Below are 13,522 nucleotides of genomic sequence, written 5' to 3'. Positions count from 1 at the left end.
CTCAGCTGCCGCCAAACCAGTTGTAACCCTGGTCTTCCCAGTAACCGCCCGGGAAGCGGTTGGTGACCTCGATCACCTGAATGTGCTTCGGATTCTTGTAGCCCAGCTTGGTCGGCATGCGCAGCTTCATCGGATAGCCGTACTTGCGCGGCAAGGTCTGGCCGTCGTAGGTCAGCGCGATAATCGTCTGCGGATGCAGCGCGGTGGCCATGTCGATACTGGTGTAGTAGTCGTCGGCGCATTTAAAGCTGACGTAGCGGGCGCTCAGATCCGCGCCGATTACCTTAAGAAAGTTGGCGAACGGTACGCCGCCCCACTTGCCGATGGCGCTCCAACCCTCGACGCAAATATGACGCGTCACCTGGCTAACCTGCGCCATCCGATGCAGCTGCGGCAGGCTCCAGGCGCGCTTGTCCTGCACCAACCCCGCCACTTCCAGCCGATAGTCGTCGCCGTTGATGTCGGGCGCGTCCTCCTCGGCGTAAAAGGCGTTGAACGGGAATGGCCGGGTGATCATCGACTCCGGGTAGACCGGCGCCAGGCGATCGCCGTTGAACAGCCAGCCCTGCACCCGATCGTTGAGGCGCGAAATACGGCTCAGCGCCTGCTCGACGTTGGCGTTGCCGCTGAGATCGCAGCCGGTAAGCATAGCGATACCGCCCAGCGTCAGGCCGTTGCGCAGAAAGCGGCGGCGGGACGACGCGGTCAACAAGCGCTGCGCTTCTTTGACGATCGCCTGCCCTTCAACGATCGTCATGATCTGTTTATCCTTTTTCATCGTGAACTCCTTAACGTCCGCGCAGCATGGCCAGCAGCGTGCGGGGCACCAGCGCCACCATCACCAAATGGATCGCGACGAAGGCCACCAGCGCCGACATGGCGAAAAAGTGGATATAGCGCGCCGCCTCATAGCCGCCGAGCAGCGTGCGCAGCAGCGGAAACTGCACCGATTTCCACAGCACCAGCCCGGACAGCGCACTCAGCACGCCGAGGAGCATCACCGACAGATAGGCCACGCGCTGCACCATGTTGTAGTGGCGCAGGTCGGCGTGCTGCAGCCTGCCGCGCAGCGCCGCGCCGACATCGGCGAGAAACTGCTTCGGGCTGAGCGGCCAATATTTGCGTTTGAAGCGCCCGCTGGCGAGGTTCAGCAGCAGGTAACACAGCCCGTTGACGCCAAACAGCCACATGCCGGCGAAGTGCCACTGCAGCGCGCCGCCCAGCCAGCCGCCGAGCGTCAGCTCGTTGAAAAAACTGAAGTTGAACAGCGGCGAAGCGTTGTAGATGCGCCAACCGCTGGTCACCATGATCAGCATCGCCAGCGCATTCAGCCAATGCGTTAACCGCAGCCACAGCGGATGTACGGTCTGTCGTTGTTCCGGGGTGAGAGTGAGGCTCATAACGATTCCTGCCAGCTAACGATGCGATGAACCGAGTATTCCCCGGATTTGTTCCCCAAGACCTCACGCAAAGTTAAATAAAATGTGATAACTCCGCCGGTGGCGGTTGTGTAAACTTCAGAGAGAATCGGGCTAATCAGCGGTAATGAGAATGGACAAGCCAAAACGAATTTTGATCGTCGAGGACGACGGCGACATCGCCGAGCTGCTGCAGCTGCATCTGCGTGACGAGGGTTACGCCATCAGCCACGCCGCCGACGGCAATCAGGGCATGGCGATGCTGGAACAGGGCGGCTGGGACGCCTTGATCCTCGATCTGATGCTGCCGGGCGTAGACGGATTGGAGATTTGCCGCCGGGCGCGCACCATGACGCGCTACACGCCGATCATCATCACCAGCGCGCGCTCCAGCGAGGTGCACCGCGTGCTGGGGCTGGAGCTGGGCGCCGACGACTATCTGGCCAAACCCTTTTCCATGCTGGAGCTGGTGGCGCGGGTCAAGGCGCTGTTTCGCCGCCAGGAGGCGATGAGCCGCAACCTGCGCATGGACGCCGGCGCGCTCAGCTTCAACGATCTGACCATCGATCCCATCGCCCGCGAAGTGCGCCTGCACCAACAGCCGATCGAGCTGACGCCGCGCGAATTCGACCTGCTGTACTTTTTCGCCCGCCACCCGGGCCAGGTGTTCTCGCGCCTCAGCCTGTTGAATCAGGTCTGGGGCTATCAGCACGAGGGGTATGAGCACACCGTCAACACCCATATCAACCGGCTGCGCATCAAGATCGAGCGCAACCCGGCGGAACCCGAGCGCATCCTCACGGTGTGGGGCATGGGCTATAAATTCGCGGCCGCGCCGCAAGAGTGAGCCATGAAAAACCTTACGTTAGCGCAACGCCTCACGATTATCTTCGCGCTGCTGATCGTCATCGGCTGCGCCTTTTCCGGCTGGATGCAGGTGCGCAGCAATACCCAGTACAGCCAGGCGGTGATACAGCGCCTGTCCGGCAACCTGGCGCAGCATATCGCCGACAGTAATCCGCTGCTGGGGGTGAACGGGCCGGATCCGCAGGCGGTGCATACCCTGTTCGATCAGCTGATGGCGGTGAACCCCAGCGTTGAGGTTTATCTGCTAGACAAACAGGGCGCAATCATCGGCAACGCCGCGCCGGCCGGGCATCTGAAGCGGCAGCGGGTCGCGCTGGCGCCGCTGCAGGCGCTGCTCGATGGCGCGCAGATGCCGGTGTACGGCGACGATCCGCGCAGCGCGGACGGGCGCAAGGTGTTCAGCGTTGCGCCGCTGAAGGTCGACGGCCGGGTCGAGGGCTATCTGTATGTGGTCTTGCTCGGTGAAGAGTACACGGCGTTGGCCAGCAACGCCCAGTTCAACTCCGCGGCCAGAATGGCGCTGTGGACCTCCGGGGTGATGGTGCTGTTCAGCCTGCTGGCCGGCGGTTTCGCGTTCTACTGGGTCACTCGCCCCATCCGGCGCCTGACCCGTCAGGTCAATGCGCTGGACAGCGGCGGCATTGAGGCCGTGCAGGCCTACGCGGCGCTACCGGCGGTGCCGGCCGGGCGCGACGAGGTCAGCCAGCTGCAACAGGCCTTCCACCGCATGGCGCAGCGCCTCGCCGAACAGTGGCAAACGCTGGCGCAGCAGGATCGGCTGCGGCGCGAATTCATCGCCAACGTCTCGCACGATCTGCGCACCCCGCTCACCTCGCTGCACGGCTATCTGGAAACGCTGTCGGTCAAGGCCGCCACCCTGAGCGACGCCGATCGGCGGCGCTATCTGGAGATCGCGCTGGCGCAGAGCCGCAAGGTGGGCAAGCTGGCGCAGGAGCTGTTCGAGCTGGCGCGGCTGGAATATGGCGTGGTGAAACCGCAGAAAGAACCCTTCTCCCTCAGCGAGCTGCTGCAGGACGTGTTCCAGAAGTTCGAGCTGGCGGCGGAGGCGCGCAACCAGCGGCTGCACGCCGACATCGCCCCCGGCGTGCCGCCGGTGTTCGCCGATCTCAGCATGATTGAGCGGGTGCTGACCAACCTGTTGGACAACGCCATTCGCCATACGCCGCCCGGCGGCGACATCGGCGTGCGGCTGTGGCGGCAGGAAGACCAGGTGATGGTGCAGGTCAGCGACAGCGGCCCCGGCATTCCGCAGACGCTGCGCGCCGATCTGTTCGTGCGGCCGTCTGTCCTGAGCGGCGCCCGACGCCCCGCCGGCGGGCTGGGGTTAATGATCGTGCGGCGCATTCTGCAGCTGCACGACAGCGACATTCAGCTGATCGAACAACCGCAAAGCGGCGCCTGCTTCCGCTTTGCCATTCCGCCGCGTTAATCCGGCATATCGGTTATTGCGCTAGCGGGAACCGCAGGCTGAAAATGAGGCTGGCGACAGGCGCGCGCTCGATACATTCGGCACGCACCTCACCGCCGTGCAGCGTCATGATGGCGCGCACGATGGACAGCCCGAGGCCGCTGGCGTGGCTGCCGGCGCTGCGCGCGGGATCGGCGCGGTAGAAACGATCGAACAGCTTTTCCAGATGCGCCGGCGCGATCGGCGGCCCCTGATTGATGACCTGCACCCACCAGGCATCGGCACGCCGTTCAGCCCGCAACACGATCAGGCTGTTTTCATCGGCATAGCGCACCGCGTTGGCCACCAGGTTGCTCAGCGCCCGCTGGAACAACATCGCGTCCGCCTTCAGCTCTCCTTCCCCTTCACAGCTCAGCACGATGCCGCGTTCTTCCGCCAGCCCTTCGAAGTAATCCGCCACCCGCCGCAGCTCGGCCGCCACCTCCAGACGACTGTAGTTCAGCGCGGACTGCGCCTCACCGGCGCGCGCCAGAAACAGGATGTTTTCCACCATGCGCGAAATACGCTCCAGCTCGTCCATATTGTTCGACAATAGGGTTTCGTACTCCTCCACGCTGCGGGGTTGATACAGCGCCACCTGACACTGGCCCATCAACGCGCCCACCGGCGTGCGGATCTCATGGGCCAGATCGGCGGAAAACTGCGTCAGCCGCTGATAGCCTTCATTCAACCGATCGAGCATCGCATTGAACGACCGGGTCAATTGCTGCAACTCCTTCGGCGCCCCCTGTTCGCTGAGGCGAGTGGACAATGTATTGGGCGCGATCTGCGACGCCTGCGCCGCCATGCGCCATAGCGGCTTCAATCCCCGGCGCATGACCCCATAGCCCAGCAGCGCAATCAGCAGGAAAGCCACAATGACCGCCGCGACAATGCGCCACAGGTAACGCGCCAGCATCTTCTGCTCGTTGACCATGACGTGCGCGGCGGAGATCTGCAGCAAACTGCCGTCTTCCAGACGCACCATCGCCGATGCCGCGCGCAGCGGCACCCCCTGCGCCGTTTCCCCGCCGCGCACGGCGGCCAGCGTCTGCGCCTGTTCGGGCGGCGTCGGCGCGATCGGCGGCAGGGCCACCCTGGCCGGATTCACATTGATGAGCGGTTTTTGCCCCGGAATTTGGAAAATCAACACATCCTGTTCATTGCCCAGCATATTTTCGAACAGGCCGTTATTGGCGGTCAGGCGCGCCAAAGGAAAGCGCTGCCCCAGTAAATGGCGGAAATACTCTACGCGCCCGGTCACCTGCAGATCGCTGCGGAGCGTCATTTCCTGGCGCATCGCGCCGAACAGATACCAGCCCGCCCCGCTCACCACGCAGGCGGCCACCAGCGCGAACAGCATGGCGGTACGCAGCGTCAGCGACACCGGCCGACGTGAAGCGCGGGCGTTCACGAGCGCGGCTCGCAAACATAGCCGATGCCGCGCACGCTGTGGATCAGCTTGACGTCGAACGGCCGGTCGATTTTGGCGCGCAGGCGTTTGATAGCCACGTCAACCACATTGGTGTCGCTGTCGAAATTCATGTCCCACACCTGAGACGCTATCTGCGTGCGCGACAGCACTTCGCCTTCGCGCCGCACCAGCAGATGCAGCAGCATGAATTCTTTATTGGTCAACGGGATCACCTGATCCTGGCGCACCGCCCGGCGGCGCAATACGTCCAACTGCAGATCGGCGATGGCGTAATGATCGGCTTCGCGCGCCGGCCCGCGGCGCAGCAAGGTGCGCAAACGCAGCACCAGCTCGGTAAAGGAAAACGGTTTGATAAGATAGTCGTCCGCGCCCAGCTCCAGACCGTGGATGCGATCCTGCACGCCATCGCGGGCGGTGAGAAACAGGATCGGCACGTCGCTTTTCTTGCGCAATACCTCGATGATCTGCCAGCCATCCAGCCCCGGCAGCATGACATCGAGCACGATCGCATCGTAGTCCTGCTCCAACGCGCGAAACAGCCCGTCGGTGCCGTTGCGCGCCAAATCGACGCCATAGCCCGCTTCCCCCAGCCCTTTCTTCAGGTAATCCCCTGTGCCGATATCGTCTTCAACTACCAGTATTCGCATGCTCGCCACCTCGTTACGTCTGCAAAAATACTAGCAGCTTCGGCGGACAAACTTGATGACATTAATGTCATCAAACGGCCATGGCGCTGACCCAGTAGGTCAACCATGCTTAACCGGCAAACTCATTTCAGGAGAACGTTATGATTACCCGTCATCGTATAGCCGGTTTACTGTTGTCCACGTTACTGCTTTCCAGCGGATTGTCCGCCGCCGCCCAAACGCCGGGCAAGGTGATTGCGCCGCTGCGCGGCACCATCACGCAGGTTGCCGACGGCAATCTGCAGCTGACCGACCGCAAGGGCGAGACACTCAGCGTCAAGCTGAACGAGCAAACTAAAGTGCTCAGCGTTTCCAAAGCCACGCTGGACGATATCAAGCCGGACAGCTTTATCGGCACCGCCGCCGTGCCGCAGCCGGACGGCACGCTCAAGGCACTGGAAGTGCACGTGTTCGCCGCCAGCCTGCGCGGCACCGGCGAAGGGCATTCGGCCTGGGAATCCGCCGACGGCAAAGTAGACACCATGACCAACGGCACCGTCGGCAAACTGGTGAAATCCAACGGCCGCACCCTGACCGTCACTTACGGTAACCAGCAGAAAACCGTCGTCGTGCCGGAAGACGTGCCGATCGTGACGCTGGATCCGGGCCATCTGAGCCTGCTGAAACCGGGCGTGCACATCGTGCTGTTCTCCGCCGCCGACGATAAGGGCCAGCGCGTCGCCACGCGCATTTCCGCCGGCAAAGACGGCACCGTGCCACCGATGTAACCGGAGGAATGCCATGAAGACCAACGCGTCGCCGCCGGTGCATCGCTGGCCGGTTCGCATCACTCATTGGATCAACCTGTTCGCCATGGTGTGCATGTTCATGAGCGGTTGGGAAATCTACAACGCCTCGCCGCTGTTCGATTTCCGCTTTCCGCCGCAGATGACGCTGGGCGGTTGGCTGGGCGGCGCGATTGGTTGGCATTTGGCGGTGATGTGGCTATTGGCGCTCAACGCCGTCTGCTATCTGCTGTGGAGCCTGTTCAGCGGCCATTTTCGCCGCGATCTGTTGCCGCTTCGCGCCGACGCGCTGCGGCAGGATATCTGGCTGGCGATGACGCTGCGCCTGCGCCACCGGCATGGCCGCTACAACGCCATTCAGAAACTGATGTACCTCGGCGTACTGGCGCTCGGCCTATTACTGGTGCTGTCCGGCCTGGCGATTTGGAAACCGGTTCAGCTGCAGGGATTGGTCGCGCTGTTTGGCGGCTTCGACTTCGCGCGCTACGTGCATTTCTTCGCCATGGCCGGCATCGGCCTGTTTGTGGCGATCCACGTCTTTATGGTGGTTGTCGTGCCCAAAACCCTGTGGGCGATGATAACGGGTGGCAAACATGAATGAGAAAAAACAGCGGGCAACCGCGCCGACGCTGGAACCGGATCAAAAAAAGCAGCTGGTCAATCTGCAACGCCGGTTGATGTTGCGCTCCGGGCTGACGCTGGGCGGCATCGCCATGCTGACCGGGTGTAATCTGCAAGACGGCGATCGGGTGGATAAAGTGCTGTGGGCCATGTCGCGCTGGAACGACCGGGTGCAGGCCTGGCTGTTCAGCGGCCAGCGGTTGGCGCAAACTTACCGGCCGGACCAGATCACCCACCCTTTCCCCTTTAACGCATTTTACCCGGAATACAACGTCCCCGAGATCGGTCTCGCCGGCTACCGGCTTGAGGTCGCGGGGAAAGTGGAGAAAAAAGCGCCCTGGACGCTGGAACAGCTGCAGCGGCTGCCGCAGCAAAGCCAGATCACGCGCCTGATCTGCATTGAGGGCTGGAGCGCCATTGGCCAATGGGGAGGCGTGCCGCTGCGCACCTTTCTGCAGCACGTCGGCGCGGATCTGAATGCCGGTTACGTCGGCTTCAAATGCGCCGATCGTTACTACGCCAGCCTCGACATGGCCACCGCGCTGCACCCGCAGACCATCCTGGCGCTGGATTTCGGCGGCAAGGCGTTGCCGGCGGACTACGGCTACCCGCTGCGGCTGCGCGTGCCGACCAAGCTGGGGTTCAAAAACGCCAAACATATCGCCGCGATCTTCGTCAGCGACGTCAATCCGGGCGGGTATTGGGAAGATCAGGGCTACAACTGGTTCAGCGGCATTTAGTTTTGCGCGGCGCTGCGCACAACCTTCATCGGCGGCTGGAGGATCGTCTCCGCCGCGGTTAATAATCTGTTCGTCACAAAGGGGATAACTATAGGAAAAATAATAGTAAAAAGGATTTTATCATGGAGATTGATGTGAGGGAGTCACACACTGGAATAGCAGACACATACAGATATCAGATTGCCGTCAGAAAAGGTGATGGTAAATCGGCCATCTATCATTTGGATTTCAAGAGAATTGGGCAAAACATGCACCATTGGTTTGCCCCAGTGTATGTGGACACTGCTCTCCTCAATAATGCTTTCTCTCTGGAGTTTTATGATGTTAAGGCGTTGAGCGACGTAAACAGGCATCGGCGCTCAGCTTTCGATACCTATACCGCAATGCATTATACCCTTCTCCAACGCGAACGCTTATTCGTTGTTGGCATCGGGGAAACTCTTCTCAAATTTGCCTATCAGTATCATGCCAGGATCATCTTAAGTGCACCGTTAAGGCCAGCATTAGCTAAAATTTATGATTTTTTGTTGAAAAAATACGCGCACAAAGGGCATTATTTATACAAAATAGAGTTTATAAAGGACGGCCTCTATGTCATCGAAATCCCACGTAGCCCCCATAGCATCCCATACTTGCCAACAGCACGTTAAGGAACAGCGCCTGAAAGAGATGCAAGCCTTCCACGAAGAGTGGTGGGAACAAAGGCGCCGCGAATGGCGTGAACGCGGCGGCGTTGAAGCCAGTGAACCGCCCGCACGTAGCATCGATACCGAACTTTCATCCTGATTCCGGTTCGTTCTTATTCTTCTTCTCCCGCCGTCAGCAATGCAATCCCCGCTTGCTCAATGGCCTCCCGCGCGGCGGCGGGCAACCCTTCGTCGGTAATGACGGCGTCAAAGGCAGCGATCGGCAGCGCCAGATAGGTGGCGACTTTGCCGTATTTGGACGTATCGCTGAGCAGAATGCGGCGGCGGCTGGCCTCGACGATGGCCTTCTTCACCATCACCTTATCTTCGTTCGGCGTCGACAGGCCGCGCATGCTCCACGAAGAGGCGGAGATGAACGCCAGATCGATAAACAGACCGCGCAGCGCCTGCGCCGCCGCCTCGCCGACGCAGGAACGGTTTTCCCGGCACACGGTGCCGCCGGTGTGGATGATTCGGCACTGGCTATGCTCTATCAGGAACCCGGCGATGACAAAGTCGTTGGTCACCACCGTCAAATCGTCACGTTCTCCGATCTGTTTCGCCAGCGCCAGCGTGGTGGTGCCGGCATCCAGATAGATACAGCCATTGGCGGGAATTTGCCGCGCCGCCAGCCGACCGATGGCGATTTTCTGCCGGCCGAACATCCCCTCTTTGGTCTGGTGAGAAGGTTCGCTCGCCACCCGTTCCGGCGCCTGCACGCCGCCCGAGACCGACTGCACCGCCCCCTGCTCTTCCAGCTTTTGCACGTCACGGCGGATCGTCATATGTGACACCCCCAGCCGTTCGGTCAGCTCGGCGATGCTGACGACGCCGCGTTCGGATACCAGCGCAAGAATTTGTTGATGGCGTTCTACAGGTATCACGGTTCCCTCTCGTTGCTGCGGTGATAATAATTGTGATTTTACGTCAATTTTCGTTCGCCGATAGCCCTAATTTCTCGCAGCGTGACGGCGAGCGCAGTTAGGCCAGCCAAAAATAAACTTATTTAAAAACATAATAGTAATGTTGCTTCAGGCCAGAAATCGCACGAAAAACCCGTTTCACGCATTGTTAATTATTGTGATAGCGATCGCGGATAATCAGCCGACAAGCGCTTACATTTAACACAACAAAACAAATTATCACTAAAATTAACAGGAGTGCAGTATGACACACCCAGGGAATTATGCCGTTTGCGTCATCGGGCTGGGGGCGATGGGCATGGGCGCCGCGCGTTCATGCCTCCGCGCCGGATTGACCACCTACGGCGCCGATCTCAATCCGCAGGCGCTGGCGGCGCTGCAACAGGCCGGCGCGAAACAAGCGTCTACCAGCGCCTGCGACTTCGCGGCCGAGCTGGACGCCGTGTTGCTGCTGGTGGTGAACGCCGCGCAGGTGAAGCAAATCCTGTTCGGCGAGCAAGGCCTGGCGCCGCAGCTCAAGCCGGGCACGGCGGTGATGGTGTCTTCGACCATTTCCGCCGATGACGCCAAACAGATCGAGCAACGGCTGCTGGACTACGGCCTGGCGATGCTGGACGCGCCGGTTTCCGGCGGGGCGGCCAAGGCGGAAGAAGGCCAGATGACGGTGATGGCCGCCGGCGCCGACGCCACCTTCGCGCGCCTGCAACCCGTGCTGGACGCCATCGCCGGCAAGGTTTACCGCATCGGCGAAACCATCGGCCTGGGCGCGACGGTAAAAATCATCCACCAGCTGTTGGCCGGCGTGCACATCGCCGCCGGAGCGGAAGCCATGGCGCTGGCCGCCCGCGCCAACATCCCGCTGGACGTCATGTATGACGTCGTCACCCACGCCGCCGGCAACTCCTGGATGTTCGAAAATCGCATGCGCCACGTGGTCGACGGCGACTATACGCCCAAATCGGCGGTGGATATCTTCGTCAAGGATCTGGGGCTGGTGGCGGATACCGCCAAGGCGCTGCATTTCCCGCTGCCGCTGGCCTCCACCGCCTTCACCATGTTTACCGCCGCCAGCAACGCCGGCTACGGTAAAGAAGATGACAGCGCGGTAATCAAAATCTTTGCCGGCATCGATCTGCCGCAGAAAAAGGAGACGCTCTGATGCAACTCGGCGTAATCGCGGATGATTTTACCGGCGCGACCGACATCGCCAGTTTTCTGGTGCAAAACGGCCTGCCTACGGTGCAGTTGAACGACGTGCCGCAGGACGAAACGCCGGTCGGCGCTCAGGCGGTCGTCATCAGCCTGAAATCGCGCTCCTGCCCGGCAGAGCAGGCGATCGAACAGGCATTGCAAGCGCTGGCCTGGCTGCAAAAACAGGGCTGCCGCCAGTTCTACTTCAAATACTGCTCCACCTTCGACAGCACCGCACAGGGCAATATCGGCCCGGTGACCGACGCCCTGCTCGCCGCGCTGGGGGAAAATTTCACGGTTGTTTCCCCGGCGCTGCCGGTAAACGGCCGCACGGTCTATCAGGGCTACCTGTTCGTCGGGGAACAGATGCTGTCTGAGTCCGGCATGCGTCATCACCCGGTCACGCCGATGACCGACAGCAACCTGCTTCGCCTGATGGAATCCCAGGCCGCCGGACGCTGTGGGCTGGTGACGGCGGCGGAAATGGATCGCGGCGCCGAGGCAGTCAGCGAGAAGCTGCAGCAACTGGCGCAGGAAGGCGTGCGCTACGCGGTGCTGGACACGCTCAACGAACGGCATCTGCTTACCCAGGGTGAAGCGTTGAAAACGATGAAGCTGGTGACCGGCGGTTCGGGCCTGGCGATCGGTTTGGCGCGGCAATGGGCGCAGAACGGCGATCGCGCGGCAGAAGCGGCCGGCGCGCCGCTGGGGGAAAAGGCGGCGGTACTGTCTGGCTCCTGCTCCGTCATGACTAACCGGCAGGTGGCGCACTATCGCGAACGCGCGGCGGCGCAGGCCATCGATATCGACCGTTGCTTCGATCCCCAGACGCGCGCCGCCTACGCCGTCGAGTTGGCGCACTGGGCGCAGCGCCATGCCGGAGAAGCGCTTGCCCCGCTGATCTACGCCACTGCATCGCCGGAGTCGCTGCAGCAAACGCAACAACGGCATGGCGCCGCCGCCAGCGAGGCGGTGGAAGCCTTGTTCGCCGAGCTGGTGGTGCAACTGCGCCAGTTGGGATTCAGCCGCTTTATCGTCGCCGGCGGCGAAACCTCCGGCGTGGTCACGCAGGCGCTGGGTATTCGCGGCTTCCATATCGGCCCCAGCATTTCCCCCGGCGTTCCCTGGGTGCGCGCCAGCGATCGAGCCATTTCCCTGGCGCTGAAATCGGGTAATTTTGGCGATGAAGCCTTCTTCACGCGCGCGCAAACGGAGTTCCCGGTATGAGCATGACGATTGAACAGCAGGCGCGTGAAGAGATGGTGCGCCTGGGCGCCTCGTTTTTCCAACGCGGCTACGCCACCGGCTCCGCCGGCAACCTCTCGCTGTTGCTGCCGGACGGCGCGCTGCTGGCGACGCCGACCGGCTCCTGCCTCGGCGAGCTGCAGGCCGATCGCCTGTCTAAAGTGAGCCTGAACGGCGACTGGCTCTCCGGCGACAAACCGTCGAAAGAGATCAGCTTTCATCGGGCGCTCTATCTGAACAACCCAGAATGCAAAGCGGTCGTGCACTTGCATTGCACCTACCTCACGGCGCTCTCTTGCCTGCAGGGGCTGGACGCCGACAACGCCATCAAACCGTTCACCCCCTATGTGGTGATGCGCGTCGGCAAGGTGCCGGTGGTGCCTTACTACCGGCCCGGCGACGAAAGGCTGGCGCAGGATCTGGCCCGCCTGGCGCCGACCCACCGCGCCTTTTTGCTGGCCAACCACGGGCCGGTGGTGACGGGTAAAGACCTGCGAGCGGCGGCGGACAATACCGAAGAGATGGAAGATGCGGCGCGGCTGATCTTCACCCTCGGCGATCGTCCGATCCGCTATTTGACCGCTGATGAAATTGCCGAATTACGGAGCTGAACCATGCCTAAATTTGCCGCCAATTTGTCGATGATGTTTACCGAGGTGCCGTTCCTCGATCGCTTTGCCGCCGCTGCCGCACAGGGCTTCAGCGCGGTGGAATTCCTGTTCCCTTACGAGCATCCCGCCGATCTGTTGGCCGAGAAACTGCGCGAACACGGCCTGCAACAGGTGCTGTTCAACACCGCGCCCGGCGATGCCGCCGCCGGCGAATGGGGGCTGGCGGCGCTGCCGGGCCGCGAACGGGATGCGCGCGCCGATATCGATCGCGCGCTGGCCTACGCCATCGCCCTTTCCTGCCCCTGCGTGCACCTGATGGCCGGCGTGGTGCCCGCAGGCGCGGATCGACGGCGTTATCTCGACACCTTTATCGCCAATGCGCGTTATGCCGCCGACGCTTTTGCGCCGCATGGCGTCAAGGTGCTGATCGAGGCGCTCAGCCCGCCGGTCAAGCCCGACTACCTGTTCGCCAGTCAGCATCAGGCGGCGGAAGCGGTGGCGGCGATCGAAAGACCGAACGTGTTCATCCAGTTCGATTTTTTCCACGCGCAGTTGGTGGACGGCAATATCAGCGGGCTGCTGGAAACGCTGGCCGGGCGCTACGCGCATATCCAGATAGCCTCGGTGCCGGATCGCCATGAGCCGGACGAGGGCGAACTGAATTACCCGTGGCTGTTCGACAAACTGGATGCGCTCGGCTATCAGGGCTGGATCGGTTGCGAATACCGCCCGCGCGGCGACACCGCCGCCGGGCTCGGCTGGCTGAAGCCTTACCGCTAAAGCCGCACGCCGACACCAGGAAATCGATTTTATAACAATGAAACGCACCCGTATCGCCACGCGGCGATCGCGGTGCCCAACGCTTACCCAACGAAAGGCTTTTTT

15 protein-coding genes are annotated in these 13,522 nt (G+C 61.7%); 10 read left to right on the top strand and 5 right to left on the bottom strand.

The window, feature by feature from the left end; translation table 11 throughout:
- Position 1: 1 nt before the first annotated feature.
- Both ACJ8IP_RS12955 and ACJ8IP_RS12950 read right to left on the bottom strand, forming a co-directional pair.
- Positions 2-778, bottom strand: coding sequence for a molybdopterin-dependent oxidoreductase (locus tag ACJ8IP_RS12955; RefSeq protein WP_046686687.1), 777 nt, complete (start codon positions 776-778; stop codon positions 2-4).
- Positions 779-788: 10 nt separating this feature from the next.
- Positions 789-1,400 (bottom strand): cytochrome b/b6 domain-containing protein, encoded by a 612-nt coding sequence (locus ACJ8IP_RS12950; protein WP_033650571.1) that lies wholly within the window; start codon positions 1,398-1,400, stop codon positions 789-791.
- Between the two features lie 151 nt (positions 1,401-1,551).
- Between ACJ8IP_RS12950 and ACJ8IP_RS12945 the strand changes: the two genes are divergently transcribed.
- Both ACJ8IP_RS12945 and ACJ8IP_RS12940 read left to right on the top strand, forming a co-directional pair.
- Positions 1,552-2,265 carry a response regulator transcription factor gene (locus tag ACJ8IP_RS12945; protein WP_016928494.1) on the top strand — a complete coding sequence of 238 codons (714 nt, stop codon included), beginning with the start codon at positions 1,552-1,554 and terminating at the stop codon, positions 2,263-2,265.
- A 3-nt stretch (positions 2,266-2,268) separates the two neighbouring features.
- The gene (locus ACJ8IP_RS12940) at positions 2,269-3,735 is read left to right on the top strand and encodes a sensor histidine kinase (protein WP_033650570.1); all 1,467 of its coding nucleotides are present in this window, start codon (positions 2,269-2,271) and stop codon (positions 3,733-3,735) included.
- A gap of 13 nt (positions 3,736-3,748) precedes the next feature.
- Here the strand turns inward: ACJ8IP_RS12940 and ACJ8IP_RS12935 are convergent, their stop codons facing one another.
- Both ACJ8IP_RS12935 and ACJ8IP_RS12930 read right to left on the bottom strand, forming a co-directional pair.
- Positions 3,749-5,167, bottom strand: coding sequence for a heavy metal sensor histidine kinase (locus ACJ8IP_RS12935; protein WP_089191383.1), 1,419 nt, complete (start codon positions 5,165-5,167; stop codon positions 3,749-3,751).
- Positions 5,164-5,835 (bottom strand): heavy metal response regulator transcription factor, encoded by a 672-nt coding sequence (locus ACJ8IP_RS12930; protein WP_033650568.1) that lies wholly within the window; start codon positions 5,833-5,835, stop codon positions 5,164-5,166. Before ACJ8IP_RS12930 ends, ACJ8IP_RS12935 begins: the two co-directional genes overlap by 4 nt.
- A 140-nt stretch (positions 5,836-5,975) precedes the next feature.
- On the opposite strand from ACJ8IP_RS12930, the gene ACJ8IP_RS12925 reads away from it, so the two are divergent.
- The 4 genes from ACJ8IP_RS12925 to ACJ8IP_RS12910 all read left to right on the top strand — a co-directional run bounded on the left by ACJ8IP_RS12925 (position 5,976) and on the right by ACJ8IP_RS12910 (position 8,631).
- Positions 5,976-6,602, top strand: a complete 627-nt coding sequence (locus ACJ8IP_RS12925) for a hypothetical protein (protein WP_072628051.1) — start codon at positions 5,976-5,978, stop codon at positions 6,600-6,602.
- A gap of 13 nt (positions 6,603-6,615) precedes the next feature.
- Positions 6,616-7,221 carry a cytochrome b/b6 domain-containing protein gene (locus ACJ8IP_RS12920; RefSeq protein WP_042783999.1) on the top strand — a complete coding sequence of 202 codons (606 nt, stop codon included), beginning with the start codon at positions 6,616-6,618 and terminating at the stop codon, positions 7,219-7,221.
- Positions 7,214-7,981, top strand: coding sequence for a molybdopterin-dependent oxidoreductase (locus ACJ8IP_RS12915; protein ID WP_042783996.1), 768 nt, complete (start codon positions 7,214-7,216; stop codon positions 7,979-7,981). Before ACJ8IP_RS12920 ends, ACJ8IP_RS12915 begins: the two co-directional genes overlap by 8 nt.
- 122 nt (positions 7,982-8,103) lie before the next feature.
- Positions 8,104-8,631, top strand: a complete 528-nt coding sequence (locus tag ACJ8IP_RS12910; protein ID WP_049866663.1) for a hypothetical protein — start codon at positions 8,104-8,106, stop codon at positions 8,629-8,631.
- Positions 8,632-8,780: 149 nt separating this feature from the next.
- Here the strand turns inward: ACJ8IP_RS12910 and ygbI are convergent, their stop codons facing one another.
- The gene (ygbI, locus tag ACJ8IP_RS12905) at positions 8,781-9,551 is read right to left on the bottom strand and encodes a DNA-binding transcriptional repressor YgbI (protein ID WP_042783995.1); all 771 of its coding nucleotides are present in this window, start codon (positions 9,549-9,551) and stop codon (positions 8,781-8,783) included.
- Positions 9,552-9,834: 283 nt separating this feature from the next.
- Here ygbI and ltnD point away from each other — a divergent pair, with 283 nt between their 5' ends.
- The 4 genes from ltnD to otnI are packed head-to-tail and all read left to right on the top strand — an operon-like array spanning position 9,835 to position 13,417.
- Positions 9,835-10,749, top strand: coding sequence for an L-threonate dehydrogenase (gene ltnD / locus ACJ8IP_RS12900; RefSeq protein ID WP_042783993.1), 915 nt, complete (start codon positions 9,835-9,837; stop codon positions 10,747-10,749).
- Entirely contained in the window at positions 10,749-12,008 is a 1,260-nt protein-coding gene (gene otnK, locus ACJ8IP_RS12895) for a 3-oxo-tetronate kinase (protein ID WP_164107255.1), read from the top strand. The genes ltnD and otnK overlap by 1 nt, the downstream gene beginning before the upstream one ends.
- Positions 12,005-12,637 (top strand): 3-oxo-tetronate 4-phosphate decarboxylase, encoded by a 633-nt coding sequence (otnC, locus tag ACJ8IP_RS12890; RefSeq protein ID WP_089191378.1) that lies wholly within the window; start codon positions 12,005-12,007, stop codon positions 12,635-12,637. Before otnK ends, otnC begins: the two co-directional genes overlap by 4 nt.
- A 3-nt stretch (positions 12,638-12,640) precedes the next feature.
- Positions 12,641-13,417 (top strand): 2-oxo-tetronate isomerase, encoded by a 777-nt coding sequence (gene otnI, locus ACJ8IP_RS12885; protein WP_046686680.1) that lies wholly within the window; start codon positions 12,641-12,643, stop codon positions 13,415-13,417.
- Positions 13,418-13,522: the final 105 nt, after the last annotated feature.

The sequence above is a fragment of the Serratia sp. CY52157 genome, assembly GCF_052168495.1.
Classification (GTDB): domain Bacteria; phylum Pseudomonadota; class Gammaproteobacteria; order Enterobacterales; family Enterobacteriaceae; genus Serratia; species Serratia ureilytica.
Note: the sequence above shows the minus strand (reverse complement) of the source record. Positions and strands in the feature narration are given on the sequence as shown.

Excerpts from the sequence above, each read along its gene's own strand:
- ACJ8IP_RS12955 (WP_046686687.1), bottom strand. The coding sequence starts at position 778 with ATGAAAAAGGATAAACAGATCATGACGATCGTTGAAGGGCAGGCGATC.
- ACJ8IP_RS12910 (WP_049866663.1), top strand. The coding sequence starts at position 8,104 with ATGGAGATTGATGTGAGGGAGTCACACACTGGAATAGCAGACACATAC.
- otnI (WP_046686680.1), top strand. The coding sequence starts at position 12,641 with ATGCCTAAATTTGCCGCCAATTTGTCGATGATGTTTACCGAGGTGCCG.
- ACJ8IP_RS12950 (WP_033650571.1), bottom strand. The coding sequence starts at position 1,400 with ATGAGCCTCACTCTCACCCCGGAACAACGACAGACCGTACATCCGCTG.
- otnK (WP_164107255.1), top strand. The coding sequence starts at position 10,749 with ATGCAACTCGGCGTAATCGCGGATGATTTTACCGGCGCGACCGACATC.
- ACJ8IP_RS12930 (WP_033650568.1), bottom strand. The coding sequence starts at position 5,835 with ATGCGAATACTGGTAGTTGAAGACGATATCGGCACAGGGGATTACCTG.
- ACJ8IP_RS12915 (WP_042783996.1), top strand. The coding sequence starts at position 7,214 with ATGAATGAGAAAAAACAGCGGGCAACCGCGCCGACGCTGGAACCGGAT.
- ACJ8IP_RS12920 (WP_042783999.1), top strand. The coding sequence starts at position 6,616 with ATGAAGACCAACGCGTCGCCGCCGGTGCATCGCTGGCCGGTTCGCATC.
- ltnD (WP_042783993.1), top strand. The coding sequence starts at position 9,835 with ATGACACACCCAGGGAATTATGCCGTTTGCGTCATCGGGCTGGGGGCG.
- ACJ8IP_RS12945 (WP_016928494.1), top strand. The coding sequence starts at position 1,552 with ATGGACAAGCCAAAACGAATTTTGATCGTCGAGGACGACGGCGACATC.
- otnC (WP_089191378.1), top strand. The coding sequence starts at position 12,005 with ATGAGCATGACGATTGAACAGCAGGCGCGTGAAGAGATGGTGCGCCTG.
- ACJ8IP_RS12925 (WP_072628051.1), top strand. The coding sequence starts at position 5,976 with ATGATTACCCGTCATCGTATAGCCGGTTTACTGTTGTCCACGTTACTG.
- ACJ8IP_RS12940 (WP_033650570.1), top strand. The coding sequence starts at position 2,269 with ATGAAAAACCTTACGTTAGCGCAACGCCTCACGATTATCTTCGCGCTG.